We start from the raw sequence: 25,054 nt of genomic DNA on the forward strand, positions 1-25,054 counted from the left end.
CAAAAAGAGGCGAAGATTCTTTGACGACGTCCCTCAATAAGCCAAAACTCGACAACCTCGCCGATGAAATCTGGAAATCTGCCGAGCGCCTGCGCGGCAAATTCAAAGCCTACGAATACCAAAACGTCGTCCTGCCTATAATCGTGATCCGCCGTCTTGAGTGCGTTCTGATTAAATGGCGGGAGGACAAAGCAACCGAAGTCCTCGCCAAGCGGCCAAAGCTAACCGCGAAGGAGCTTGCGAAGCTGGTGAAAGGTCTGGAGACGAGCACGGCGCCGTTTTCAAACAAGACCGATTGGACACTGCGCCGGGTCTACGAGGAAGATCATACGCTGCTTGAAGAGAACTTCCGTGCTTATATCAACGGTTTCTCAAAGAATGTTGACGATATAATCGAGCACTTCAATTATCGGGCCACCATCGGTCAGATGGTGAAGAACAACCGCCTCGCTCCGATCCTCAACCAGTACAAGGAACTGGAACTCGGCCCCGACAAGCTCTCGCCGCTTGAGATGGGCTACATATATGAGGAACTGCTTCGGCGCTTCTCGGAACAGAGTGGCGAGGAGGCCGGAGAGCACTTCACGCCGCGCGAGGTGATCCGTCTTATGGTGGAGCTGCTCGACATCCCGATCCCCGACAGGCACCTCTCCATCTATGATCCAGCCTGCGGGACCGGCGGCATGCTGTCTGTAGCGAAGGAACATCTGCTCGACCGCGCTGCCACTCCAGAAGAAAAGGCGAACATTGAGAAGTTTGTCACAGTTCACGGTCAGGAGATGTCACCGACCAACTACGCTATCTGTCAGGCAGACCCTCTGATCAAGGACGACAAACAGGCTAAGGTGTATCTCGGCAACTCACTTATCCCACACGATCCGCACAGCAAGGAGCCGGGGGACCAGTTGCCCGAATCCAAGTTCCGGTTTGACTTCATGCTATCCAATCCACCCTTCGGCGTGACCTGGGGCGGCAAGGATGGTTACGAAGCCGAAGCGCGCAAGCTGGAGAAGACACGTTACCGGGCCGGGATGCCTCGCGTGAACGACGGTGCGCTGCTTTTTCTGCAGACTATGCTTGCCAAGATGAAGGAGCCGGAAAAGGGCGCAAGCCGCATTGCTATCATCTTTAGCGGCTCGCCGCTTTCAAACGGCGATTGCGGTTCCGGCGAGAGCGAGATCCGCCGCTGGATTCTGGAGAACGACTGGCTCGACGCGATTGTCATGCTCCCCGACCAGCTCTTTTACAACACCGGTATTTTCACTTATGTTTGGCTCCTGCGAAACGACAAGCCAGCCGAACACAAGGGCCGCGTGATGCTGATCGATGCGCGCCAACAGTTTGAGAAGGAGCCGAAGTCATTTGGCAACAAGAGAAACCGTAGCACCGACGCGCACCGCGCCTGGATCGAAGAACGCTACCGCGACGGATGGAAGAATGGATATTCGGATGAAAACGTGAAGCTTTTCCAGCGGGAGGATTTTGCCTATCACAAAGTGAGCGTCGTCTTCTGGCAGTTCGACGAAAACGATCAACCGGCGACAATAACCGAGCCTTATGAAAAGGCCTTCACCGCCGCGAACCTGAAGAAGGAGCAGGAGTTTTACGAAAGCGAATTGACGTTCAGAGTTGCCTTGTCATTTCCGCAAGCAAAGCGCGTCGGGAATCCTTCTGAAAAAGCTAGAGGCATGAAGAAAGATTCCGGACAAGCCGGAATGACAGAATCAAAGACTGAAACAGAAACGAGGACAATCACATTTACTCTCTCGCCTAAGGATAACGCCGCAAAGAAGTTCAAAGAGCTGATGAAAGATTCTCCAGAAATCCTCTCAGTGGAATGGACGCGCCGTCATTACGTGAAGGACGACGAGTACATCCAACACGGCGAAGATATCGAAGCTTTCCTGAAACGTGAGATCGCAAAACCTATCATCCGCTGGCAGGACAGTCCGCAGCTCGGGTATGAAATTCTTCCGAACAAATATTTTTACCGATATCAGCCGCCCACACCAGCGAAGGAATTACTCGAAGAGTTCTGGAGGCTGGAAAAAGAAGCGGAGAAGATGCTGGAGGGATTGGCAGAATGAAAAAAGCCGGGGACAGCACCATATTGACCGCGTCGGAATACCGGCGGTTTATTTCGGATTTAAAGACACGGATCACGGCAGCCCGTATTTCGGCAGCCCGATCCGTGAACCGTGATTTGATCCTGCTCTATTGGGACATTGGACGGGCGATTGTAGAAAAGCAGGAACTGCTTGGATGGGGGGAGTCTGTGATTGAATTGCTTGCCAGGGATTTGCAAGCGGCTTTCCCCGGCGCCAAAGGTTTTTCTTCGCAGAACCTTTGGCGCATGAAACAGTTTTATGTGACACATACATCTGAAGAATTTCTCGCACAAGTTGTGAGAGAGTTGGGGAAGAAGCAATCTGGTGTATTGAAAGGTGAAAAACTCGCACAGGTTGTGCGAGAATTAGCCGCAGCTGTTCCGTGGGGCCATCATGTCTTCCTTTTGGGGCGTATCAAGTCAGCGTCTGAGCTATTCTACTATCTCCGTGCAACCGCGCAATTCGGCTGGTCGCGCAATGTCCTGCTGAACCAGATCAAGGCTGGAGCTTATGAACGCGCGAAGATAGAGAAAAAGACGCACAATTTTCCTGCCGTGCTGCCGGAATATCTGACTGAACAGGCTGACGAGATGCTCAAAAGCTCTTACAATCTCGAATTCCTCGGCATCCGGCGTGAGATAAGAGAGCGGGAACTCGAAGACCGTCTCATAGAACGTCTGAGGGACTTCATCCTTGAACTCGGCTACGGGTTCTGCTTTGTCGGACGACAGCATCGTCTTGCCCTCGGCAACAAGGAGTATTTCATCGACCTGTTGTTCTATCACCGATTTCTCAAGGCGCTGGTGGCCTTTGAGCTGAAAGTCGGCCCCTTCGAGCCTGAGTTTGCCGGAAAGATGGACTTCTACCTGAACCTTCTCAACGACAAGGAGCGCGGCCCTGGTGATAAGCCCTCTATCGGCATTATCCTCTGCGCTGAGAAGGACGACGTGGAGGTGGAATATGCCCTGAAGAGCAAGACAAATCCGATTGGAGTGGCTGCGTATCATTTGCAGTCGAAGCTGCCCGGTGAGCTGAAAGGCAAATTACCGACGGCCAAACAGCTTGCCGGAGTCGTGCGGGCGGAGATGGAGGTACGGAAATGAACGATACCCTCGACTCCTTATTCAAGACGCTTCCACAGAATTGGAGGCAATGTCGTCTGAAATCTGTTGCGAACATTCGTTACGGTCTAGGTCAGTCACCATCTCAGCTCGCATCGGGCGTGGCGATGGTTCGGGCGACAGATGTTGATGCCAGGACGATTCGGACAGAGAATCTTCTCCGCGTTGATCCTGATGAATTGCCGCTGGACAGAAACCCCTACCTCAAGGCAGGCGAAATCATTGTCGTACGCAGCGGTGCATATACGGGAGATTCGGCAATTGTACCTCCAGCCTTGGAAGGTGCGGTAGCTGGATACGATATGGTGGCAACTGTGACACGCGCTCTGCCACAGTTCGTGGCCTATGGACTATTGAGCAAATACGTCTTAGAGGATCAGCTCCGGCTGTTGACCCTTCGTGCAGCTCAGCCACACCTGAACGCTGAGGAACTTGGGAGTATCGTCTTGGCAATCCCTGCAAGTCGCCAAGAGCAAAAGCGCATCGCGGCGTATCTGGACGCGAGTTGCGCGGCGATTGACGCGGCGGTGGCTGCCAAGCAGCGGCAGATCGAGACGCTGGAAGTGTTGCTAAAAACAACGATCGCCTCTGCAGTTACTCAGGGGCTGAGTCGCACTGTCACCCGAAGAGATTCTGGAGTGAATTGGTTTGGCCAAGTTCCTAAACACTGGGGCCGCGAGCATCTTAAACGATTCGCAGCACGCATTCAGACGGGTGCACATCATCTTCAATCGTACGAGCTACTATAGCTTTCTCGAAAATAGTGCATTGTAGTGTGATTGAAATAGGGTTATGAAGATTGATCAAGTTCCAGACCGGCTTATTCTGGAAGCGAATGTGACTATGGAGCGATAAAATTATTGGAACAGATAAGCAGGGAGTCAAGCGCCGCAGAAACATTCAAGATGGAAAAAGGAAAAAAACATGGAGAATGAGACTATACAAGATCAGATTCATGAGATAATGAGTGCCTTGGACTTTTACGACGGGGTCTACGAGCGTGAGGCGGTTGAGAAGGCTGTCGCGCTTAAAGAAGAGCTTACCCCGGGTCTGATAGACCACCTGAAGATGCTGCTGACAGATTATGAAAAGTACGAGGCGGATGATCACTATGCCCATGTTTACGCCATGATATTGCTTGGACATTTCCGGCAGCAGGCGGCTCATGATGTAATCATGGACATCATATCTCTGCCGGAGCATGTTGTAGACAACTTCTTCGGCGATATGATTACCGAGGATTTCCACTGGATAATGTATGCAACCTGCGGAGGCAATCTTGAACGCATTAAGCAACTGGTGCTCGACAGGAACGCCTATGAATATTGCAGGGGCGCTGCAATGCAGGCTCTTGTGCATGCGGTTGTGGACGGCGTGTTTGAACGGGCCGCCGCCCTGGAATTCTTCAGTACTCTTTTTGACGGCGACGAAGCGGAGCCCGGCTCCTATTTCTGGAATGAAGCCGCATCGACAGTCCGCGATCTCTTTCCTTCAGAGCTGATGCCTGTTATCGAAAAAGCTTATGAAAACGGCCTGATCTGGCCCGGATATATATCGCATGATAATTTTCTGAGAACCCTTACCGTCGGCAAAGAAAGAACTCTTAAGGAAGCAAAGACCAAGTTAGATGAGAAACTTTCACAAGAGATTCACTCACGCCTTTCCTGGTGGGCATGTTTCAGCGAAAACGAATCTCCGGCGATTACACGGATGACGAAAGCCGATGCTAAGAGGGCCGAGAAAAAGAAGAAGAACAAGCGGAAGTTGGTCAAGAAGTCCAGGAAGAAGAACAGGCGCTAACTCGTCGAGAAAGTGCTATAATTAAAAAGTGCTATAATTAAATAGATGCTCATCGAACAATAGGGAAAAACTCCTCAACGCAATCATCTATTTTCTCAGCAATACGAAGTATTGCGGCAAGACTAAGCTTTTTAAGCTCCTTTACTACCTCGATTTCATGCACTTCAGGGAAACCGGTAGGTCGGTCACCGGCCTTGATTACTATGCCTGGCAGTTTGGTCCGTTTCCCAAGGCTCTGTCAGATGATATAAGCACTCCTCCGGCTGACCTGAAGGAGAAGATTTCCATTCAGTGCGCACAGGCCGACAATAATAGCTTTACTTGCATGAAGCCGCGCAAGAAATTTGATGATACTTTTTTTACGAAAAGAGAACTAAAAATGCTTGAAAATGTGGCTTTTATGTTTAAGGAAGCCAAGGCCGAAGATATGGTTGAAGCATCGCATCTACCCAGCCATCCGTGGGATAAGACAATACATAGCAAGGGAGAAAAGGCGAAGATAGACTATACTCTCGCACTCGATGACTCGGATGCATCACTGTCTCTCGAAGAAGTGCTCGAAAGGCTGAAAGATAAAGAGGAACTGAAAAAAGCCTTTAATGGATAGAGGCACGATTCTTTATCACAGGGCTTTCGAGTTCAAGGATGGAGAAATCGGCCAAAAGTTATTGATTGTTCTGAATACCCCCCAAAATGATGCGCCCTACCTTTGCTGCAAGACGACCTCGAAAATGAAATATGGCATTGAGAAAGAAGGCTGCCATAGCAGCAAGAATATCTATGTCTTGAATCCGAGTCCGCAGGGTTTCAAGGAAAAGACATGGATCCAGTTTCATGAGATCTACGAGTTCGACAGCCGCCTATTCGGCAAGCTCATTCCGAGGTGAGCTTGATGTAAAGGGAAAACTTCCGGTCAAATTGTTAAGGCCATTGTAAATTGCGTGAAGAAGTCGGAAGATATTTCAAAATTTCATCTGTCGCTATTAAAATGAAAGGGCGGCAGCCTTGAATCCCCCGGATGACGCCGACTTACTGACACCAGCACTTACAGGAGCTTCAGCTCTTCCGCGTATTGTCTGAATAATGCCAGCCCCTTCCTGTGCTCTTCACCGAAATCATACGATAGCCCCTGCCAGTAAGAGACAAGCTCGTCCTCTGAGAGGATGTCCTTTGACGGGAATTCCCTTGCGATTGCCTTCAGGCTCTTCAGTCCTCTCTTCTTCGCAGCATCGAGGTCTTTCCTGAACTGCTCAAAAAGGAGCCGCTTCTTATCGCAGCAATCCTTTCGTGCCATCCAGAGGGCAAAGACCGAAGGAAGCCCCGTCGCTTTATACCAGATGTCCCCGAGATCATTGATATAGAGCCGGGGCCATCTGAGGGCTTCCCGCAATGCATCGTCCCCGATGAGGAGATAAGCGGGATAAGATTCAATTCCCTTTGCGAGGGGCTCATTCGTGGACTTCAGATGGCAGGTGAGGTCATAAAATTTCCTCAGGATGATATCGAGCAGGGCGACAGAAGTCGCTGACTGTGAAGAGGTGAGGATCGTGAAACCATCGAGTGTTTCGATCGGTCTCCTGCTGAAGAGGAGGATGCTGCCGACGGGGCCGAAGGAACTGACCGAATGTCCGTCTATGAGGGTGTAGATCTCCTCGTGCCTCAGATACTCGATGGATGAGGAGGGGCTGATGTCTATCGAGCCCTCTCGTAGGAGCGTGTTGAGATGTGAGGGAACGCCTTCGATGAACTCATAGGCTGAAGCACTGTCAGTCTTTTCGAGTACGGAGAAGAGGGGAAAGAGATTCGCAAAGTCGATTCTTCCTATCCTTAAGTGCTGCTTTGTCAAAGGGGTATCTCCCGATGAAGCTCATTCGGCAATCATTCATTAAGATGCTTCGTCATGAGGACGAGATCGGTCTCATTCCCGTCAAGATCAATGATGAATCCCTTGAGAACAGCCTCACGCTTAAATCCTAGTTTCTCAAAGAGGCTGAAGGCCTCGTGCAACTCTGGCGCCATCTCGATGCTGAGCAGCTCGATCCCCAGCTCTTTTGCGATATCGACGATATCCTGGGCGAGTCTTGTTCCGAGGCCTTTTCCGCGGTAATTGAGATCAGTCGTCAGTCGAATCTCTCCCTGGTGCCTTGTCCAACCAACGGGGCTGAAGTGAAGCGTGGCGTCGCCGACGATCTTCCCATTGTCCGTGGCGATGATCGGAAGGACGTTGTCATAGTCCAGAAGGTATATCCAGTTCTCTATCACCTTAGGGTCTGCAACATCCTCCTTGAGGCACGCCCGTTCTTTGAGGGGCAGATCCTTGAAAAAATCCGCAAGGGCCATCTCATCAGCTTTGCGAAGAGGCCGAAAAGTCACCTCGCTGTTGTCATCGAGAAGGACCTTCTTTGGGTAGGTATTGATCAGTATTTCGACGAGTCTGTCCATGTTCGTCTCCTTAAGGCCGAATGTATTCAGAGAGGGCTCGTCACCGGCGCCTGGCCTCAGTAATACCACCCTCGTTCTACGATCATCGCAAACCCCATGCCGCCGCCGACGCAGAGGGCGGCCAGCCCGACCTTAACATCACGTTTCTCCATCTCATAGAGAAGGGTCGTGAGAATTCGTGATCCGCTGCATCCGATGGGATGTCCCAGGGCTATGGCGCCGCCGTTGACGTTCACCTTGTCGGGATCGATCTGGAGACTATTGACACATGCCAGAGCCTGAGCTGCGAAGGCCTCGTTGAGTTCAGCGAGATCAACCTCTTTTCCCAGTTCTCCCTTTACTTTAGCAACGGCGCCCTGGACGGCAAAAATAGGACCGATACCCATGAGTTCTGGTTCACAGCCCCTGGCATCATAAGAGACGATCTTCGCCAGCGGCTTTATTCCCAGCTTATACGCCTTGTCGGCAGACATGATGACGAGCGCTGCAGCACCGTCATTCACTCCCGAAGAGTTTCCCGCCGTCACCGTCCCCTTCTTGTCAAAAGCCGGTTTCAGCTTGGCGAGTTTTTCGGCTGTTGTCCCAAATTTGGGGTACTCGTCCGTATCAAAGGGTATGGGATCTCCCTTCTTCTGTGGTACCATCACCGGAACGATCTCATCTTTGAACCGGCCTGATGTGATCGCCTTCTCAGCCTTTGCCTGGCTTATTGCTGCGTACTCGTCCTGTGCCTCACGGCTGATGTTGAACTTCTTCGCCACGTTTTCTGCGGTAATGCCCATGTGAGTATCACTGAAAGAGCACCAGAGACCGTCGCGAATCATGATGTCGAGGACCTGGCTATGTCCCATCCTGAGTCCCCACCGGGATTGTGTCAGGACATAGGGGGCCTGGCTCATATTCTCCATGCCGCCTGCCACGACGATATCTGCATCACCGGCCTTGATCTTTTGCGTCGCTGTTATGACAGCCTCCATGCCCGAACCGCAAACGACGTTCACCGTCAAAGCCGGAGTATACTGGGCAACTCCTCCATTGATGGCAGCCTGACGCGCAGGATTCTGGCCTAATCCTGCCTGCAAGACATTCCCCATGACCACAAGATCGACTTTGTCGGTACTGACCCGCGCTCGCCTGAGGGCTTCCCTTATGACGATGCCTCCCAACTCAACAGCAGGCACGTCCTTTAACGTCCCCCCGAAGCTCCCGATAGCTGTCCGAACAGCGCTGGCGATCACCACATTGCGCATAGAGCCTCCTTCACCCTCCGGTCGATGTCTTCGATGCCAATTCTTTGACCATGATCGCAATATCTGCATAGTTCTGATGAATATCCTTGACATAGTTCCTAAGAGTCGCAATACGGTCAAATCCTGATCTTTCGAAAGCCTTGATCACGCCGGCCCTTGCGGTGACGATCCTTGCGACCAGCTTCTTCAGACCGGACTCTGAAGCAATCTGAGAGATCTCATCAAAGAGCAGTCCTCCGAGACCGCGATTCTGAAAGGCCGGATCGATCACGACCCTCACCTCACCGACGTGGCGGCCCCACCCAAAGGTCTGCCGGTGGAGTGTTGAGCCTGCCACGAGTTTCCCGTCATGTTCAGCAATGATCGGCACGGTCTTTTCATAGTTGAGGTCACGCATCCATCCCGCGATGATTTTCCTGTTCGTCACGTCGTTTCTCAGATATCGCCTGGCCTCTTCAGGCAGAGAACTGAAGAACATGTAGACATCATTCTCATCATCCCTCGTCATGGGCCTCAACGTGATGACCGCGCCGTCCTTCAATGTGACTTTCTTGGGGAATCCTTCCAGCATTTCATATCTCCTTCAAAAGAGAATCTCTGCCTCAAAGTCCGTAAGAGAAAAGAGTACCGTCCTTCGGCAGTGCTGCCGTCTTCGGATCATTCATGAGATCGACCGCCTCACGTCCTCTTTTCAGAGAATGTTGGCTCTATGAGGGCGTCTTTGTTTGATTCAAAAATATCAGGAAAAGACCTGTTTGTCAAGGTGACACTTTCATGAATTCTGGTTATTCAGGGTTATCCATGGAAATTCCTGTGACGTGATGCGAGTCAAAGGAGCCCTCCATTTGATTATCTTATAGATTCGATGAAAATTATTAAGTGGCAAAAAAGAAGGGATTGGTGATATGTTGAAATCAAGGAGTGAAGCATTAAGGAGAAGAGATGTTTAGAGTGAAACCAAGAAAGAGGAGGACATCATGAAGACGTTACTATGTAAGGATGTCGGCGTAAATTGCGACTTCGTGGCGCGCGGCAGGACGGATGCCGAGGTCCTGAATAAAGCATCAGAGCATGCGAGAAAGGATCACGGTATCAAGAAGGTCACTAAGGATTACCTTGATTCTTGGCGCAAGAAGATTCACGAAGCGTAGCGCTGATCGCACCAAAGGGAAAAGGCTGAGGAACGGTGTGAAGCGATACACTCCGCTTCATATCAGTTCCTTATCCTTGTTGTCCTCCCCATTCTTCCGACTGCCCTGAAAGTCATCCTCAGGGCGGGAACGCTGCTAACGCAGTTTATCTGAATTCCGCCCTCCCTTCGGTCTTGGTTACTCAATACATGATGTGGTACCCACAAAGTGGGTTACAACAATATTTAGTGCAGTTTTTTCCCTTGACAAGAGCGTTCCTTTCTTATATAGTTTAGTGGTAAATTGTGGTAATAAGTGGAAGGGGAATGATGCCTGCTTTTTCCGGTAAATATTATTACTCGGTGGATGAAAAGGGAAGACTCATGATCCCCGCTCCTTTCAGAGAAATCCTCACTACCCATTACAGCTCAAGATTATACATCATAACGAACGCGGCCTTTGACCGTTGCCTTCATCTCTACCCCTATGAAGAGTGGACAAAACTTGAGGACAAGGTGAGGGCGCTCCCGAAGATGCTTGAAGAAGTCCGTTTCTTCATGCGTCGCGTCGTAGCCTCTGCACAGGAGTGTTCCTTTGACAAGCAGGGGAGACTCCTCATTCCCGCGACCCACAGGGAGGACGCGGGCATAAAGACTGATGTTGCTCTCATCGGCCAGATCGAGAAGATCGAGATATGGGACAGGAGAGAATGGAATGACGCTGTTGACCTGAGCAGGTTCGACCGAAAGACCGTTGAAGAACGCCTGGCGGCTTACGGCATTTAAATGATCGTCCACCTTCCCGTCATGGTGAAGGAAGTCATGGAAGTTCTCAACGTAAATCCTGGGGGGATATATGTTGACGCGACAGTCGGTTTGGGAGGACACGCAGAGAAGATACTCGGTCTCCTGCATGCCGGGGGAAGGATCGTCGGCATTGACAGGGATGAAAGGGCATTGAAGATGGCCCATGAAACACTCCGTGACGAAAGAGTTTTCCTCATGAAGGGGAAGTTCTCAGAGATGGGAAGCCTGGTTAAGGAGACTGGCATCGAAAAGGTTGACGGCGTTCTTTTCGACTTCGGAGTCTCGATGATGCAGTTGAGAGACCCTGACAGGGGTTTCAGTTTCCACTCTGAAGAACGCCTCGATATGAGGATGGACAGAAGCCAAAGGCTGACAGCCGAGGAGATCGTGAATACCTATCCTGAAAAGACCATGGAAAGGATCCTTGAGGTTTACGGTGAGGAGCGGTTTGCAAGAAAGATCGCAAAGGCGATCGTAACCTACAGAATGAAGAAAAGAATCGTCACCTGCGCTGAGCTCGCAGGGATCGTGAGCACGGTTTACCGGAAGAGGGGAAAGATCCATCCCGCAACAAAGGCCTTCCAAGCCCTGCGGATCGCCGTGAACAACGAGATAACCGAGATTATCCACGGACTCGAAGAGTCACTTGACCTGCTGAAACCGGGGGCAAGGCTCTGCACCATTTCCTACCATTCCCTTGAGGACGGGACCGTAAAGAATTTCCTTCGTGATTCCCAGAGGAACGGACTCGTGAGGGTCCTGACAAAAAAACCCTTGAGCCCTTCCTATGACGAGGTGCGTCTCAACCCGTCATCGAGAAGCGCAAAACTGAGAGGAGCCGAGAGACTATGATGTATGTGAGTCGGAAAAGCATGGCATCCTATTTCATCGCCCCGTTGTGCATAGCCCTTCTCTTGTGCGGAGTCTTCGGCATCGTCTGGCTCAGGTCCAGTTTCATATCGATGGAGTACGGAATCAGCGAACTCGAAAAGGTGAGACTAGAAAAACTCAGGGAGACAAAGATGCTCATGGCTGAAAAGGCGGCCCTCCTCTCGATGCAGAAAGTTGAAAAGACGGCTGTGGCGACTCTCGGTCTTGTCTTTCCGAACAGGACGAAGGTCGTCGCTGTGAAGGAGAAGAGTTCAGGCCCTTTAAAGGCCTCTTATGAAGTAACACAATACGGAGCAAACAGTATCAGGAGCACTGAAACAGAGGGTACGAGCGGGGGGGCGCTCTGAGAAAAAGGTCCGTTATCCTCAACACGGCGATATCGTTCTGCTTTTGCATCGTAATCCTGCGTCTCGCTGACATCATGTTGTTCAATCATGACCGGTTCGATCAAAAGGCCAAAGAGCAGCAACTGAAGAAAGAGGATATCCTGGTAAGGCGTGGGATTATCTATGACAGGCGGGGCAGGGAAATAGCCGTCAATCTGGAACTGGAATCCCTGTACTGCGACCCCCTCGAGATCGATTCGCCCGAAGAGAGTGCCCGGAAAGTATCGGCGATTACTGGTAAACCACGGAATGTCATCCTCGACAAGCTCTCCTCGGACAAGCGCTTTGTCCTGGTCGAACGGAAGCTCGACCCCGGCATAGCGAGGAAGATCAAGGATTCGAAGATCAAGGGGATCGATTTTGTCTCTGACGCCAAGAGGTTCTATCCGAAGGGTTCCCTTGCCTCCCATATCCTTGGATTTGTGGATATCGACAACAACGGGATTGAGGGGGTTGAGCTCAAGTACAACGCGTACCTCAGAGGCAACGGGGGGAAGGTCGTTCTCGAGAGAGATGCGAGCGGCAGGACATTGTCTCAGGGTGTTGACATGGAGTCTAAAGGGAACAATCTGGTGCTGACGATCGATGAGGGCCTTCAATATATGGTCGAGACGGAACTCGACAGCGCGCTGAAACAATGGAGGGCCGCTGCTGCAACTGCCATCATGATGGACCCCTTTTCTGGGGAGATTCTCGCCCTCGCAAACAACCCTTCCTATAACCCCAACCTGACTTCCGAAAGCAGGAGCTCAGAGAGGAGAAACAGGGCGATAACGGACTGCTACGAGCCCGGTTCCACATTCAAGATCATCGTCGGTACTGCCGCCATTGAAGAGAAGCTTGTTGCCCTTGATTCTCCCTTTGACTGCAGCAGGGGGTCCGTCGAGATCGGCGGAAGGACGATCCATGACGCCCACAGACACGGTCTCCTCACCTTTAAGGAGGTGATACAGAAGTCTTCCAACGTAGGATCGGTAATGATCGGCATGAGGCTTGGCAAAGAGAGGGTGTATAAGTATGCAAAGGCCTACGGATTTGGTGACAAGACCGGTATTGACCTTCCGGGAGAGGTCTCAGGCTGGATCCGTGTTCCTGAAAGATGGTCAGGAGTCTCTCTCGGATCCATATCAATCGGTCAGGAGGTCGCTGTGACCCCCCTCCAGGTCCTCAGGGCTTATGCTGCCATAGGAAACGGAGGTTTACTGGTCAAGCCCCACGTCGTATCACGGGTCTTTTCTCCCTCTGGCAGGGAGATCTGGTCCTTCCAGCCTGAGTCGAAGAGGGCCATTTCACGGGAGACTGCAGAGACCTTCAGGGATATCCTGAAGACCGTTACGGAAGACGGCGGCACAGCCAAGAGCGCATCGGTGGACGGCAATTATGTCGCCGGTAAAACAGGCACCGCCCAGATCATCGATCCGCGGACCAAGAGATACTCTCGGGAGAAATACGTAAGCTCCTTTGTGGGCTTCGTGCCTGCAGACAATCCCAGGATCGCGATGATCATCGTCATCTACGAACCGAAGGGCCAGATATACGGCGGAGTCGTAGCCGCTCCCGTTTTCAGGAAGATCGCTGAGAATGCCCTCTCCTATCTGAACGTGCCGAGGGAAAATGTTCAGAAGACCGCACAGGTGATCACAAAATGAGATTAGGAGAGATCCTTGACGGATGCGAATACAGCCTCGTGACGGACTCTGCGCCCGGAGTCGGGAGCTGCCAGTCTGCCGGCAACAAAAGCGATAAGGAATGCCTTGTCCTTGATACGGAGATATCGGGCATAGCCTATGACTCAAGAAGGGTAGAAGAGGGCTCCCTTTTTGCCGCTGTCAGGGGTGAGAACCTTGACGGCCACCGCTTTATCAGCCATGCCCTTGCCAGGGGTGCAGCAGCGGTGGTGGCCGAAAGGGACCCCAGAGAAGGGCATCATCTGCCCTTTTACATACGGGTGCCTGACAGCAGGAAGTTGCTTGCCTGTATCTCAAATAATTTTTATAGAAGACCGTCTGAGGAGGTCCCGGTCATCGGTGTGACAGGAACAAACGGGAAGACGACAACAACATACCTCATGAAATCCATCCTCGAGGCATGGGGAAAGGACGTCGGCCTCATCGGTACGATCCGCTACCTTATCGGGGAAACCTCATACCCGGCATCCCATACAACTCCAGAGGCTCCCGAGTTCCAGGAACTCCTCCGCAGGATGATCTCGGCTGGATGCAGGTATGTGGTCGCCGAGATCTCGTCCCATTCCCTTTCTCTCAAGAGGGTCGACTATACGAGGTTCAAGGCCGCGGTCTTTACGAATCTCACGAGAGACCATCTCGATTTTCACGGGACCATGGACGACTATTTCGAGGCAAAGAAGAGGCTCTTTTCGGAACTGTTGCCAGAAGAGGGGATCGCCGTCATTAATGCCGATGATCTCTGGGGCGCAAGGCTTTTGCGGGAGATGGAGAAGAGGAATGTCGTCACCTACGGCATCATCTCGGAAGCCGACGTGACTGCGACGGGCATCGATCACACCTTCTCCGGGACCTCCCTCACCATAATGGGGAAGGATGGAAAGAGATCAAGGATTGAATCACCGCTCCTCGGCACCGCCAATACGTACAACATTCTTGCTGCTGCAGCGGCTGCCTTGGCAATGGATGTCCCGATCGACGCGATTCAAAAGGGCGTCAGGTCCGTATCATCCATTGATGGGAGGCTCGAGAAGATTGACGAAGGCCAGGGTTTCCTCTGCATAGTCGATTACGCCCATACCCCGGATGCTCTGGAACGGCTTATCACTACTGCAAGGGAACTGATACTGCATGCAAGGGAACGGGGCCGGCTGCACGAAGTCTCAGAAGAAGAGACCGAACCTCGGGCCCAGGATGCGAAGCCCAGGATCATCACGGTCTTCGGCTGCGGCGGAAACAGAGACCGGGGGAAGCGACCCTTAATGGGAGGGATCGCCAGCAGACTCAGCGATGAGGTATTCATCACCTCTGACAATCCGAGAAAAGAAGACCCCCAGGAGATCATAAAAGAGATAGAATCGGGTATCATAGAGGACAACGTTTTTTCCGTTCCTGACAGAAGAGAGGCGATAACGATGGCTGTCGAAAGAGCCGGGCGAGGGGATATCGTTATTATCGCAGGAAAGGGACACGAGGAGTATCAGGAGATTGGAGAGAAGAGACATCGTTTCAGCGACCGCGAGGTTGTGAGTGAGGCGATCAGAAACAGGCTCAAGAGGATGCAGGATGGGTGAGGCAGAAGCAATTACCGTGAGTGACATTCTTCAGGCGACGGCCGGAAGGCTGGTGAGCGGAGATCCCTGTTCGGTCTTCACGGGGATCTCGACTGACTCGAGGACCGTCAGAAGGGGAGAACTCTTTGTGCCCCTGAAGGGCGAGAGATTTGACGGACACGATTTTCTGCCCGATGCCCTGAGGCAAGGAAACGGGGCCGTGGTCAGCGTCCCTATCGGACCTATGGAGGGGAAGGTCATCATTCTTGTGGAGGACACCCTCAAGGCACTTCAGGACATGGCTCATGAGAAGAGAGTAAGAAACCCCGTGACCGTTATCGGCGTGACCGGTACGAACGGAAAGACAACGACAAAGGAGCTCATAGCATCGATCATCGGGGTCAGTCACAGGGTTCTGAAGAACGAAGGAAACCTCAATAACCAGATTGGCCTCCCCTTAAGCCTCCTGAAACTGAGGGGCGATGAAGAGTTTGTCGTCCTCGAAATGGGCGCGAGCAGGAGGGGTGATATAACAGAGCTCTGCGATATAGCGCTTCCTGATGCAGGCGTCATAACAAATATCGGGTTTGGACACCTTGAGGGTTTCGGGGATATCGGGGGCGTGAGAAACACAAAACTCGAGCTCTTTGACGCGGTAAAAACAATTGCCGTGAATGCCGATGATGTTTTTCTCATGGAAGGAATCAACGTGAAGCTGGAGGGGCGTCATAAACCAGCCGTCATCACCTACGGTGTTTCAGGGAGGGCAGATGTCCTGGCAGAGGATATCACCTACGAAGAGAGCAGCTCCCTCTTTGCAATTCGTATGGCTCACGGGAGACGTATTGAGGTCAGCCTTCTCCTGCCGGGAAGGTTTAACATCTGGAACGCCTTGGCTGCTGCGTCAATTTGTGAGGGCCTCGGGATCGGTCCCGAAGAGATCAAGGAAGGGATCGAATCCTTCTCAGGAGTCCCGATGCGTCTCGAAGTGAAAGAGCTCTCGGGAATGAGGATCATCAGCGACACCTATAATGCGAACCCCGTGTCCATGGAAGAGGCCATGAAAGAACTCGTCAGGTTAAGAAGGAGAAGGGCCATAGCCATCCTCGGTGATATGCTCGAACTCGGCCCGTACGCTGAAGAGGCACACAGGAGACTTGGTAGATGGATGGCCTCGCTTCCTGTCGACCTTTTCGTAGCTGTGGGACCGCTCATGTCGAAGGCAGCTGAGGAATTTCTTTCATCCCGCGGGCAGTTGTTGATCGTGCAGGATTCTTCCGAGGCAGCGGTAATCTTCCGTAACATCCGCAGAGAGGGGGATACGGTTCTCCTGAAGGGTTCGAGGGGGATGCGCATGGAAAAGGTTCTTGAGGAATTTCCTGAAACAGAGCTCGTAAGGACGGGAAGTGAGGCAAGGGATGCTCTATAGTCTCCTCTACGGCCTCCATACCTGGTTTTCACCTCTTAACGTATTCCGCTATATAACCTTCAGGACTGCCATATCGATCATAACCGCGATGCTCATCACCTTTGTCATCGGCCCCCGGGTGATCGAACGGCTGAGGGGGTTGAGCGTCACCCAGCAGATCAGAGATGATGGACCGCAGACCCATCTCGGCAAATCAGGGACGCCGACCATGGGGGGGATCCTCATCGTCCTCTCGATTGTGCTCACGGCTCTTCTGTGGGGGGATCTGAGAAACAGTTACATATGGGTCATGCTTGTGTCCACGGTGGGGTTTGGAGGGATCGGCCTTCTGGACGATTATCTCAAGGTCGTGAAGAGAAACCCGAAGGGACTCCGTGCGTGGTACAAGTTCGGATCTCAGCTGCTCATTGCTCTGCTCATAGGCCTGTTCCTTTACATGAACCCGAAAGACCCCTTTTCCGACGTCCTGAGCATCCCCTTTTTCAAGAAGTGGCTCTTTGATCTCGGCTGGTTCTACATCCCCTTCTCTGTTGTCGTGATCGTAGGCTCTTCGAATGCCGTAAACCTGACGGATGGTATCGACGGCCTTGCAATCGGTCTTGTTGCCATCGCCGTCCTCGCAAACGGCATCCTTGTCTATATCTCAGGGAACAAGAATCTTGCAGGCTATCTTCAGGTCCTCTTCCTGCCGGGGACAGGAGAGTTGACGGTCTTCTGCGGCGCCATGCTCGGCGCAGCCCTGGGGTTCCTCTGGTACAACGCCTATCCCGCAGAGGTCTTCATGGGCGATGTCGGCTCCCTCGGTCTTGGCGGATCCCTCGGCACCCTGGCGGTGATAACGAAGCACGAGATCGTCCTTGCCGTCGTGGGGGGGATCTTTGTCATAGAGACGCTGTCGGTTATCCTTCAAGTTGCTTCATTCAAGCTCCGGGGGAAACGGATTTTCAGGATGGCGCCGATCCACCACCATTTTGAACTCAAAGGATGGCCTGAGCCGAAGGTCATTGTGAGGTTCTGGATCGTAGGGATCATGCTGGCGCTCTTAAGTCTAACTACGCTCAAGGTGAGGTGAACATGAAACAGCTGTCGGTCATGAGTCGTCAACCGCTATCAATCGGGAGGAGATTGTCATTTATCCTGGTCCTTTTTCTCCTTGCCATCCATTGTCCGCTCACTTCTTCCTTTGGCGATGAAATTCGTTCGCGGGCCGCAATTGTTATGGAGGCATCAACAGGAAGGGTCCTCTACGGAAAGAACCCGAACCTGAAGCTGCCTCCGGCAAGTACGACGAAGCTCATGACAGCGATGGTGACCCTTGACAGGCTCGATCTCAATGACGTCGTCACCATCAGTGAAAAGGCGGCGGGTGTCTCTCCCATCAAGGCCAACTTCAGGCCGGGCGAAAGAGTCACGGTAAAGACCCTGCTCTATGCGGCCTTGCTCAGGTCTGCGAACGATGCGGCCTATGCACTTTCCGAGGCTGTCGCAGGCTCTGAGGAGAAGTTCGCCGAACTCATGAACGAGAAGGTCCTTGCCCTCGGAATGTCCGACACGGTCTTTGCGAATGCCACCGGCCTGCCGGGAGGCAGGCAATACACGACGGTCCACGATCTCTCCCGTCTCATGAGGCACGCCCTGCGATACCCGACCGTGAGGGAAATCATCAATACTAAGGCAAGTCATATTGAGACGGAGGAAGGCAGGACTATATTCCTCAAGAACATCAACAAGCTTCTGTGGGAAGATGATGCGATGGTCGGCGGCAAGACAGGATACACAAGGGCGGCGAAACATTGCTTTGTATGCGCAGGGTCCCAGGAGAATGAGACGATCATCGCCGCTATCCTGGGGGCTCCTTCCAGGGAGACGCTCTGGAAGGAATCAGAGGCGCTCCTGGCAAAGGGCTTTGCAGTCAGCAAGAGCCAGGAAGAGCCTGTCATCTATTTCACGCAATCCGACTACAGGGCGGGTATCGAGAAGGCCTCTTACAGCGCCGGTTCTTCTGAGATCAAGAAAGTGTCATACAAGAAGACCGGCAGGAAGGGCACAAAGAAGGCAAAAAGAGGCAGGTCAAAGGGTCACGCCAAGAAACAGAAGAGATCGAAGAACAACGATATCGTGATGAAAGGTCCTGATGGAAGTAAAGGGTAAGAAGATACTTGTCTTCGGTCTCGCGAGGAGCGGCGTCGGCGCCGCCAATCTCCTTGCGAGCCTTGGCGCCGATGTAACAGTAACCGACAAGAAGGGAAGAGAGGAGCTTCGGGAATATACCTCGCTTCTGGCTCCTTGCGTTCGTCTCTCCCTTGGGGGGTGCCCTTCGAGTCTGAACGGAACCGACATGATCGTCGTGAGCCCCGGTGTTCCCCTCTCTATTGATCCCCTTGTCAGGGCAAAAGACAGAGGGGTGAGGGTGATCGGCGAACTCGAGGTTGCCTACGAGATATCGAAGGAGTATTCGCCCTTCGGGATTCAACGTGCTGAATTTCTTGCGGTAACGGGAACGAACGGGAAGTCAACGACGACGGCCCTCCTAGACTGGATGCTGAGGAAGTCGGGATTTAAGACCCTCCTCGGAGGGAATATCGGAAATGCCTTGAGCGAGGAAATCCTCGGAATCGTCAGGAACCGGCAGGAGTCAGCGCTTGATTTCATCGTTGCCGAGGTCTCGAGCTTTCAACTCGAGTCAATAGAGGAGTTCAGGCCAAAGGGCGCAACAATCCTCAATATCTCTCCCGATCATCTCGACAGGTATCACTCTCTTACAGAGTACGCAGGGGCGAAGGCGAGGGTTTCCCTGAACCAGAGAGAAGGAGACTTTCTTCTTCTCAACGCCGATGACCCTTTGACAGGGGAGATTGTAAGGACGATGGAGACTCAGGGGGCCGGAGGCAAGGGAGGGCCAGAGGTCTTTTCTTTTAGCAGGAAAGAGAAGGTGAAGGGTGCATATCTTCAAGGCGGCCTTATCTCTTTTGACTTGCCTGAGGTGTCTCCGTCCTTCGCCCTTGATCCTTCATCCTTCGTGATTAAAGGTGTCCATAACCTGGAGAATGCCATGGCCGCTTCGGCCATGGCTCTCCTTGCAGGGTGCGACCCTGCGGCCGTGGCTGAAGCATTGCGGGAGTTTCCTGGTCTTGAACACAGGATGGAGTTTGTAAGGGAGCTGGACGGCGTGAAGTATATCAACGATTCGAAGGGTACCAATGTCGGGGCTGTGATGAAATCGATCGAAGGGTTTCAGGAGCCCTTAATCCTCATAGGTGGAGGAAGGGACAAGGCAGGTGATTTTTCTTTATTGAGACCTCTCGTGCGGGAGAGGGTCAGGACGCTCATCCTGATCGGCGAGGCGTCTGAAAAGATGAAGGTAGCCCTTGGAGATGAGACAAGGACCATTCTCGCCTCAGACCTGAGGGAGGCTGTAGGCATCGCGCGGGACAATGCGCGGAGAGGCGATGTCGTCCTCCTTTCGCCTGCCTGTGCAAGTTTCGATATGTTCAGGGATTTTGAGGACAGGGGAAGACAGTTCAAAAAGATCGTGATGGAGCTGTCATAAGATGCGGACGAAGAACACCTACGATAAGCTTCTCCTCCTGACAACCCTTCTGCTCATCGGTTTCGGGGCCCTCATGGTCTATAGCTCCACATCCGTTGTGACTCCGGTCTTTGCGAGACGGAATATATCGCAGTTCTTCTATTTCAAGAGACATCTCTTTACGCTTCTCATTGGCATTGTTGTCCTCTATCTTGGTTCCCGGGCGAGTGTCCAGACCTTCAGGAAGATAGCGGTGCCGCTCCTGATCTTCTCCCTTATCCTTCTGATCCTCGTCTTTGTCCCGAAGATCGGTATCACTGCCGGCGGGGCGAGGAGGTGGATACGCCTCTGGCCTTCAACCTTTCAGCCCTCAGAGCTGGTGAAACTCGCGATGGTCCTCTTCCTCGCCAAGTACATGTCCGGCCCTACGTACCGGACCGACAACATCTATTCCTTTGTCGTGCCCATAGGAATCATGGTCGGTTTTCAGGGAGTCTTCTTGAAGCAACCTGATTTTGGCGCGACCATGAGTCTCGGACTCATCACCTTTGCCATGCTGACCGTATCAGGCATGAGGCTGCGGTATCTGATGATGCCTTCGGTCCTCGTCATACCGGTCCTGATCTATCTCCTCAAGGAGCCTTACAGGCTCAAGAGGATCGTCTCTTTTCTCGATCCCTGGAAAGATCCCCAGGGATCAGGCTTCCAGCTCGTTCAGTCCTTCATAGCCCTCGGGAGCGGAGGACTGTCAGGTGTCGGGCTGGGCGAGTCGAAACAGAAGTTGTCTTTCCTCCCGGAGTCCCATACCGATTTTATCTTTTCCCTCGTAGGTGAGGAACTGGGGTTCATCGGCGCTTCCATCCTTGTGGCGCTCTTTTGCTTTCTCTTTATCAGAGGAATCCAGATCGCAAACAGGGCCAAGGATCCCTTTGTCCATTACCTGGCATCGGGCCTTTCGATGATGATAGCCCTCCAGGCCCTCATAAATTTCTTCGTGGCTACCGGCCTTGCCCCTACAAAGGGCCTTCCCCTTCCCTTCGTGAGCTACGGGGGATCGGCTCTCCTGGTCAATATGGCGGCCATAGGAATCCTCCTTAACCTGTCAAGGGGAGAAGAGGAACGGGAGATCGTGGACAAGAATAAGATATTAATAGAGAAGAAGAAGGCTTTGATGGCTGTTTATGGAAGGTCACGACCCTTCAGGGACGGAAGGGCTTTCTCAGGCGTCGGGAGGTCTCCCCGATGAAGATTATTATAGCAGGAGGCGGGACGGGAGGTCATCTTTTCCCGGGAATCGCTATCGCAGAGGAACTGAAGAAGAGAGACGGGACAACGGAAGTGACTTTTGTGGGTACGGAGCGCGGCATTGAATCGTCGATCATCCCGAGAGAAGGGTATCCCATACGTTATCTCAGGGCAGAGGGTCTCGTGGGAAAGTCTCTGTTGAAAAAAGTCACAGGTGCGCTGAGGACGGTCTTTTCCCTGCATGAATCCTATTCTTTGTTAAAGAGGCTGAGACCGGACGCAGTCATCGGTGTAGGCGGTTATGCATCATTCGGCCCTGTCCTTGCAGCCCGGTTCTTGTCCGTACCAACGCTCATAGCAGAACAGAATACGATCCCGGGACTTGCGAACAGGATTTTAGGAAAGATCGCCGACGCCGTCTGTGTCACCTATCATGAGAGCCTCTCCTTTTTCCCGAGGAACAAGACCTTTATAACCGGGAACCCTATCAGGAACAGGATCCTCTCGGGCGACAGAGAGGGAGCCTATGATCTCTTCAGTCTCGACCGGGGGAGATTCACGATCTTCGTCTTCGGCGGAAGCGCAGGCGCACGGACCATAAATAATGCGGTATGCGGTGCTTTTCCCTTTGTCAATGACATAAAAGACGGTATCCAGTTTCTCCATCAGACAGGCAAGGGAGATTACGAGACGGTCCGTGAGACATACCGGAAATGGGGATTCAGAGGGACCGTGACGCCTTTCATACACCAGATGCCCGAGGCCTACGCCGTTGCAGACCTCGTTCTCTCAAGGGCCGGTGCAACGACCCTTGCAGAATTGACGGCCTTAGGCAGGCCCGCAATCCTCATACCCTATCCCTTTGCCGCAGCCCATCATCAGGAGATGAATGCCGAGAGGCTTTCTGAAATGGGTGCGGTAAGGGTGATCCTCGACCACGAATTGGACGGTGAGACCCTGGCAAGGAACATCAGGGATCTTTACAGCGACGCAGGCATGAGGTTCGAGATGCAGAGATCGAGCAGGTCCCTCGGAAGGCCTGATGCAGCACAGAAGGTCGTGGATATTTTGACAAGTCTCGTGAAGATGTTGGCGGCCGGAAGCGGGCGGCCAAGGCAGAAGGCATTTCAGCGGCATATGAGTAACCACGGAGACACTGAGGCCCTGAGGTAGGCCGGGGACAAGGGTTCGTGGCAGCGGTGAAGAACAGAGGGAGAAGAGATGTTTGAGCGTTACAGGACCATTCACTTCGTCGGTATCGGCGGAATAGGCATGAGCGGCATCGCCGAGGTCCTGCACAATCTCGGATACGAAGTGACGGGCTCTGACCTGAAAGAGTCCGAGACGGTTGCAAGGCTCAGGGAACTCGGCATCAGGGTTTCTTTAGGACACAGGGCTGAAAATATCGATGATGCCCATGTCGTTGTCATCTCATCTGCGGTCTCTGATGAAAATCCTGAGGTCCTCGCAGCGCAGGCAAGGTCTGTCCCGGTAATCCCGAGGGCCGAGATGCTTGCCGAATTGGGCAGGTTGAAATACAGCGTGCTCATAGCCGGCGCGCATGGGAAGACGACAACGACTTCCCTGATCGCCACAATACTCTCGCGCGGCGGCATTGATCCCACGATCATCATAGGGGGCAAGCTCAAATCAACGGGGAGCAATGCAAGGCTCGGACAGGGAGACTTCATGGTAGCCGAGGCTGATGAGAGTGACGGCTCTTTCCTCAAGCTCTCACCGACGATCGCGGTAGTGACAAACATCGACCGGGAACATATGGATTTCTTCAAGAATATGGATGCCCTGAAGGACGCCTTTGTCTCTTTTGTCAACAAAGTGCCTTTCTACGGATTGTCGATCCTCTGCATCGAGAACCGTTTTGTCAGGGAGATCCTGCCGAGAATTCACCGGAGGTACATCACCTACGGACTCTCTGAAGATGCCGACGTCATTGCCACCGGTATTCAACCGGGATTCATGTCAATATCCTTTCAAGTCCGGTATAAAGGGAAGGACCTCGGCACCTTTTCTGTGCCGACGCCGGGGATCCACAATGTTCTGAACGCCCTCGCCAGCATCGCCGTTGGCATCGAACTCAAGATGGAGACCGAAAAGATCAGGGGAGGGTTAAAAAGCTTCAGCGGGATCCAGAGAAGATTCGAATTAAAAGGCGAGGTCAGGGGTGTGAGGGTCTTTGATGATTATGGTCACCACCCTGCCGAGATAAAGGCTGCCTTGAAGGCTGCAAGGGAATCTCTGCTCAACGCTGAAGGCGGAATGGGGCATGGTACATCGAGATCGGGAGAGAGAGGAAGGTTGGTCGTGCTCTTCCAGCCGCACCGGTACACACGGACGAGGGACCTCATGGACGAGTTCTCCGCTTCCTTTGGCGATGCCGATCTTCTCTATCTCATGGATATTTATGCTGCAGGTGAGAAGCCGATAGCAGGTGTCAGTTCTGTCCGGATGGCTCAGACAATTGAGGCAGCGGGACAGGATGTGAGATATGTGGCTGACAGAGCGGCTCTTCTCAAAACCCTTTCAGAGAACCTCAGGCCAGAGGATGTCCTCTTCACGCTCGGCGCCGGGGATGTCTGGAAGGTTGGAGAAGAGTTGTTGAGAAGGATGCGGGAAGAAGGGAAATGATCTTTTCGAGTCTTGCACCATCCTCGTGATTTGAACGAGATGATTATGACGGAAGAGAGGAACAGTCTGAGAGAGATGCTGAGGCAGGAGAGGTTCAGAGGGGACGTGCTCTTTGATGAACCGATGAAGAACCACACAACCCTGAGGATAGGTGGTAATGCCCAGGCTATGGTGACACCTCAGGATGTTATCTCTCTCAGAAATCTGCTCATGGAGGGGAGAGAGCGGAATATCCCTGTGGTCGTTGTGGGAGGCTGCAGCAACCTGCTCGTAACCGATGGAGGGATTGAAGGCATTGTTGTCTCGGCGGCATCTCTTTGCCGCATCCTTGTCATTGAGGAGAAGGATGATGAGGTGAGGCTCTTTGTCGAGTCAGGTACACCGCTCCAGAAAATGGTCAATCTTTCGAAGGAGAAAGGATACGAAGGGTTGGAAGGGCTTGCAGGTATCCCCGGATCTGTGGGAGGTGCCGTCAGGGGAAACAGCGGTTCCTTCGGATATGAGATCGGAAACGTTATCGATGCGGTCAGTGTCATGAACCAGTACGGCAAGCTGTCGCTCCTCGATGCACGGAATCTGACTTTCAGATACCGGTCGATCGATATCCCTGACGAATGCATGATCCTCAGTGTAAACATGAGACTGAAAAAGGGCGATGCTCATGGTGTGGCAAAGAGTATTAACGATTTCCTCCTCGAAAAGAGAACGAAACAGCCCATAGGGGCATGGTCTGCGGGCTGCGTCTTTAAGAACCCCGAAGGGGCATACGCAGGAAAGCTCATCGATGAAGCCGGATGCAAGGGGATGAGACGGGGAGACGTAGAGGTGAGCGGTCTGCACGCAAACTTTTTCATCAACAGGGGCGAGGGGAGGGCCTCGGATTTCCTTGCCCTTATGGACGAGGTCAGGGAGAGGGTGATGAAGGCCTTTGGCATCGAGCTGGAGCGGGAGATCAAGATCGTAGGGAGAGATAGAGACCATGCAGACTGAGACGTGCAAGAGTGGGAGTCTGAAATCAGCTGTCACGGAAGAA

General features: G+C 52.7%; 24 protein-coding genes. 20 read left to right on the forward strand and 4 right to left on the reverse strand.

Translation table 11 applies throughout. The annotated features are described in order from the left end of the window. The first annotated feature begins 20 nt into the window (after positions 1-20). From VFG09_05890 to VFG09_05915, 6 genes are all read left to right on the forward strand, one after another. Positions 21-2,087 (forward strand): class I SAM-dependent DNA methyltransferase, encoded by a 2,067-nt coding sequence (locus VFG09_05890; GenBank protein HET6514674.1) that lies wholly within the window; start codon positions 21-23, stop codon positions 2,085-2,087. Next, positions 2,084-3,211, forward strand: a complete 1,128-nt coding sequence (locus VFG09_05895; protein HET6514675.1) for a PDDEXK nuclease domain-containing protein — start codon at positions 2,084-2,086, stop codon at positions 3,209-3,211. The genes VFG09_05890 and VFG09_05895 overlap by 4 nt, the downstream gene beginning before the upstream one ends. Further along, positions 3,208-3,978: a restriction endonuclease subunit S gene (locus VFG09_05900; protein HET6514676.1), complete on the forward strand. Its 771-nt coding sequence runs from the start codon at positions 3,208-3,210 to the stop codon at positions 3,976-3,978. The genes VFG09_05895 and VFG09_05900 overlap by 4 nt, the downstream gene beginning before the upstream one ends. A 175-nt stretch (positions 3,979-4,153) precedes the next feature. Further along, positions 4,154-5,029 carry a DUF1186 domain-containing protein gene (locus VFG09_05905; GenBank protein HET6514677.1) on the forward strand — a complete coding sequence of 292 codons (876 nt, stop codon included), beginning with the start codon at positions 4,154-4,156 and terminating at the stop codon, positions 5,027-5,029. Between the two features lie 85 nt (positions 5,030-5,114). Beyond that, on the forward strand, positions 5,115-5,636 hold the full coding sequence (locus tag VFG09_05910) for a Panacea domain-containing protein (protein HET6514678.1): 522 nt from the start codon (positions 5,115-5,117) through the stop codon (positions 5,634-5,636). Further along, the gene (locus VFG09_05915; GenBank protein HET6514679.1) at positions 5,629-5,916 is read left to right on the forward strand and encodes a hypothetical protein; all 288 of its coding nucleotides are present in this window, start codon (positions 5,629-5,631) and stop codon (positions 5,914-5,916) included. Before VFG09_05910 ends, VFG09_05915 begins: the two co-directional genes overlap by 8 nt. Positions 5,917-6,074: 158 nt before the next feature. On the opposite strand, the gene VFG09_05920 is transcribed toward VFG09_05915, so the two are convergent. Genes VFG09_05920 through VFG09_05935 form a run of 4 tightly spaced genes read right to left on the reverse strand, consistent with a single transcriptional unit; the run spans position 6,075 to position 9,292 of the window. Continuing rightward, positions 6,075-6,875 (reverse strand): menaquinone biosynthesis protein, encoded by an 801-nt coding sequence (locus tag VFG09_05920; protein ID HET6514680.1) that lies wholly within the window; start codon positions 6,873-6,875, stop codon positions 6,075-6,077. Between the two features lie 32 nt (positions 6,876-6,907). After that, positions 6,908-7,471: a GNAT family N-acetyltransferase gene (locus tag VFG09_05925; protein HET6514681.1), complete on the reverse strand. Its 564-nt coding sequence runs from the start codon at positions 7,469-7,471 to the stop codon at positions 6,908-6,910. A 56-nt stretch (positions 7,472-7,527) separates the two neighbouring features. Beyond that, positions 7,528-8,721 (reverse strand): acetyl-CoA C-acetyltransferase, encoded by a 1,194-nt coding sequence (locus tag VFG09_05930; GenBank protein HET6514682.1) that lies wholly within the window; start codon positions 8,719-8,721, stop codon positions 7,528-7,530. Between the two features lie 10 nt (positions 8,722-8,731). Further along, entirely contained in the window at positions 8,732-9,292 is a 561-nt protein-coding gene (locus VFG09_05935; GenBank protein HET6514683.1) for a GNAT family N-acetyltransferase, read from the reverse strand. Positions 9,293-9,698: 406 nt separating this feature from the next. Between VFG09_05935 and VFG09_05940 the strand changes: the two genes are divergently transcribed. From VFG09_05940 to murB, 14 genes are all read left to right on the forward strand, one after another. Beyond that, on the forward strand, positions 9,699-9,872 hold the full coding sequence (locus VFG09_05940; protein ID HET6514684.1) for a DUF1059 domain-containing protein: 174 nt from the start codon (positions 9,699-9,701) through the stop codon (positions 9,870-9,872). Between the two features lie 305 nt (positions 9,873-10,177). Then, on the forward strand, positions 10,178-10,636 hold the full coding sequence (mraZ, locus tag VFG09_05945) for a division/cell wall cluster transcriptional repressor MraZ (GenBank protein HET6514685.1): 459 nt from the start codon (positions 10,178-10,180) through the stop codon (positions 10,634-10,636). Continuing rightward, complete coding sequence (gene rsmH, locus VFG09_05950; protein HET6514686.1) at positions 10,637-11,509, forward strand: 16S rRNA (cytosine(1402)-N(4))-methyltransferase RsmH; 873 nt, start codon at positions 10,637-10,639, stop codon at positions 11,507-11,509. Then, positions 11,506-11,895: a hypothetical protein gene (locus VFG09_05955; protein ID HET6514687.1), complete on the forward strand. Its 390-nt coding sequence runs from the start codon at positions 11,506-11,508 to the stop codon at positions 11,893-11,895. The genes rsmH and VFG09_05955 overlap by 4 nt, the downstream gene beginning before the upstream one ends. A 74-nt stretch (positions 11,896-11,969) precedes the next feature. Further along, positions 11,970-13,583 carry a penicillin-binding protein 2 gene (locus tag VFG09_05960; protein HET6514688.1) on the forward strand — a complete coding sequence of 538 codons (1,614 nt, stop codon included), beginning with the start codon at positions 11,970-11,972 and terminating at the stop codon, positions 13,581-13,583. Beyond that, a complete protein-coding gene (locus tag VFG09_05965; GenBank protein HET6514689.1) occupies positions 13,580-15,193 on the forward strand; it encodes a UDP-N-acetylmuramoyl-L-alanyl-D-glutamate--2,6-diaminopimelate ligase in 1,614 nt (537 codons plus the stop codon). The genes VFG09_05960 and VFG09_05965 overlap by 4 nt, the downstream gene beginning before the upstream one ends. After that, positions 15,186-16,601, forward strand: a complete 1,416-nt coding sequence (murF, locus tag VFG09_05970) for a UDP-N-acetylmuramoyl-tripeptide--D-alanyl-D-alanine ligase (GenBank protein HET6514690.1) — start codon at positions 15,186-15,188, stop codon at positions 16,599-16,601. Before VFG09_05965 ends, murF begins: the two co-directional genes overlap by 8 nt. Then, on the forward strand, positions 16,591-17,673 hold the full coding sequence (gene mraY / locus VFG09_05975; GenBank protein ID HET6514691.1) for a phospho-N-acetylmuramoyl-pentapeptide-transferase: 1,083 nt from the start codon (positions 16,591-16,593) through the stop codon (positions 17,671-17,673). The genes murF and mraY overlap by 11 nt, the downstream gene beginning before the upstream one ends. Before the next feature lie 2 nt (positions 17,674-17,675). After that, a complete protein-coding gene (locus tag VFG09_05980) occupies positions 17,676-18,752 on the forward strand; it encodes a D-alanyl-D-alanine carboxypeptidase family protein (protein ID HET6514692.1) in 1,077 nt (358 codons plus the stop codon). Next, positions 18,736-20,151 carry a UDP-N-acetylmuramoyl-L-alanine--D-glutamate ligase gene (murD, locus tag VFG09_05985; protein ID HET6514693.1) on the forward strand — a complete coding sequence of 472 codons (1,416 nt, stop codon included), beginning with the start codon at positions 18,736-18,738 and terminating at the stop codon, positions 20,149-20,151. Before VFG09_05980 ends, murD begins: the two co-directional genes overlap by 17 nt. Position 20,152: 1 nt before the next feature. Continuing rightward, positions 20,153-21,376: a putative lipid II flippase FtsW gene (gene ftsW, locus VFG09_05990; GenBank protein HET6514694.1), complete on the forward strand. Its 1,224-nt coding sequence runs from the start codon at positions 20,153-20,155 to the stop codon at positions 21,374-21,376. After that, the gene (gene murG / locus VFG09_05995) at positions 21,373-22,548 is read left to right on the forward strand and encodes an undecaprenyldiphospho-muramoylpentapeptide beta-N-acetylglucosaminyltransferase (GenBank protein ID HET6514695.1); all 1,176 of its coding nucleotides are present in this window, start codon (positions 21,373-21,375) and stop codon (positions 22,546-22,548) included. Before ftsW ends, murG begins: the two co-directional genes overlap by 4 nt. Before the next feature lie 48 nt (positions 22,549-22,596). Next, positions 22,597-24,021, forward strand: coding sequence for a UDP-N-acetylmuramate--L-alanine ligase (murC, locus tag VFG09_06000; GenBank protein ID HET6514696.1), 1,425 nt, complete (start codon positions 22,597-22,599; stop codon positions 24,019-24,021). Positions 24,022-24,066: 45 nt separating this feature from the next. Beyond that, positions 24,067-25,011 carry a UDP-N-acetylmuramate dehydrogenase gene (gene murB / locus VFG09_06005; protein ID HET6514697.1) on the forward strand — a complete coding sequence of 315 codons (945 nt, stop codon included), beginning with the start codon at positions 24,067-24,069 and terminating at the stop codon, positions 25,009-25,011. Positions 25,012-25,054 lie beyond the last annotated feature (43 nt).

The sequence above is a fragment of the Thermodesulfovibrionales bacterium genome (genome assembly GCA_035686305.1).
In the GTDB taxonomy this organism is placed as follows: Bacteria; Nitrospirota; Thermodesulfovibrionia; order Thermodesulfovibrionales; family UBA9159; genus DASRZP01.

What these genes read in the sequence shown, in the direction of transcription:
- murD (HET6514693.1), top strand. Translation starts at nt 18,736, where the DNA reads ATGGAAGTAAAGGGTAAGAAGATACTTGTCTTCGGTCTCGCGAGGAGC.
- murF (HET6514690.1), top strand. Translation starts at nt 15,186, where the DNA reads ATGGGTGAGGCAGAAGCAATTACCGTGAGTGACATTCTTCAGGCGACG.
- VFG09_05935 (HET6514683.1), bottom strand. Translation starts at nt 9,292, where the DNA reads ATGCTGGAAGGATTCCCCAAGAAAGTCACATTGAAGGACGGCGCGGTC.
- ftsW (HET6514694.1), top strand. Translation starts at nt 20,153, where the DNA reads ATGCGGACGAAGAACACCTACGATAAGCTTCTCCTCCTGACAACCCTT.
- rsmH (HET6514686.1), top strand. Translation starts at nt 10,637, where the DNA reads ATGATCGTCCACCTTCCCGTCATGGTGAAGGAAGTCATGGAAGTTCTC.
- VFG09_05965 (HET6514689.1), top strand. Translation starts at nt 13,580, where the DNA reads ATGAGATTAGGAGAGATCCTTGACGGATGCGAATACAGCCTCGTGACG.
- VFG09_05895 (HET6514675.1), top strand. Translation starts at nt 2,084, where the DNA reads ATGAAAAAAGCCGGGGACAGCACCATATTGACCGCGTCGGAATACCGG.
- VFG09_05980 (HET6514692.1), top strand. Translation starts at nt 17,676, where the DNA reads ATGAAACAGCTGTCGGTCATGAGTCGTCAACCGCTATCAATCGGGAGG.
- VFG09_05905 (HET6514677.1), top strand. Translation starts at nt 4,154, where the DNA reads ATGGAGAATGAGACTATACAAGATCAGATTCATGAGATAATGAGTGCC.
- mraY (HET6514691.1), top strand. Translation starts at nt 16,591, where the DNA reads ATGCTCTATAGTCTCCTCTACGGCCTCCATACCTGGTTTTCACCTCTT.
- murC (HET6514696.1), top strand. Translation starts at nt 22,597, where the DNA reads ATGTTTGAGCGTTACAGGACCATTCACTTCGTCGGTATCGGCGGAATA.
- murB (HET6514697.1), top strand. Translation starts at nt 24,067, where the DNA reads ATGACGGAAGAGAGGAACAGTCTGAGAGAGATGCTGAGGCAGGAGAGG.
- VFG09_05960 (HET6514688.1), top strand. Translation starts at nt 11,970, where the DNA reads ATGTTGTTCAATCATGACCGGTTCGATCAAAAGGCCAAAGAGCAGCAA.
- VFG09_05930 (HET6514682.1), bottom strand. Translation starts at nt 8,721, where the DNA reads ATGCGCAATGTGGTGATCGCCAGCGCTGTTCGGACAGCTATCGGGAGC.
- VFG09_05955 (HET6514687.1), top strand. Translation starts at nt 11,506, where the DNA reads ATGATGTATGTGAGTCGGAAAAGCATGGCATCCTATTTCATCGCCCCG.
- VFG09_05925 (HET6514681.1), bottom strand. Translation starts at nt 7,471, where the DNA reads ATGGACAGACTCGTCGAAATACTGATCAATACCTACCCAAAGAAGGTC.
- mraZ (HET6514685.1), top strand. Translation starts at nt 10,178, where the DNA reads ATGATGCCTGCTTTTTCCGGTAAATATTATTACTCGGTGGATGAAAAG.
- VFG09_05915 (HET6514679.1), top strand. Translation starts at nt 5,629, where the DNA reads ATGGATAGAGGCACGATTCTTTATCACAGGGCTTTCGAGTTCAAGGAT.
- VFG09_05900 (HET6514676.1), top strand. Translation starts at nt 3,208, where the DNA reads ATGAACGATACCCTCGACTCCTTATTCAAGACGCTTCCACAGAATTGG.
- VFG09_05940 (HET6514684.1), top strand. Translation starts at nt 9,699, where the DNA reads ATGAAGACGTTACTATGTAAGGATGTCGGCGTAAATTGCGACTTCGTG.
- murG (HET6514695.1), top strand. Translation starts at nt 21,373, where the DNA reads ATGAAGATTATTATAGCAGGAGGCGGGACGGGAGGTCATCTTTTCCCG.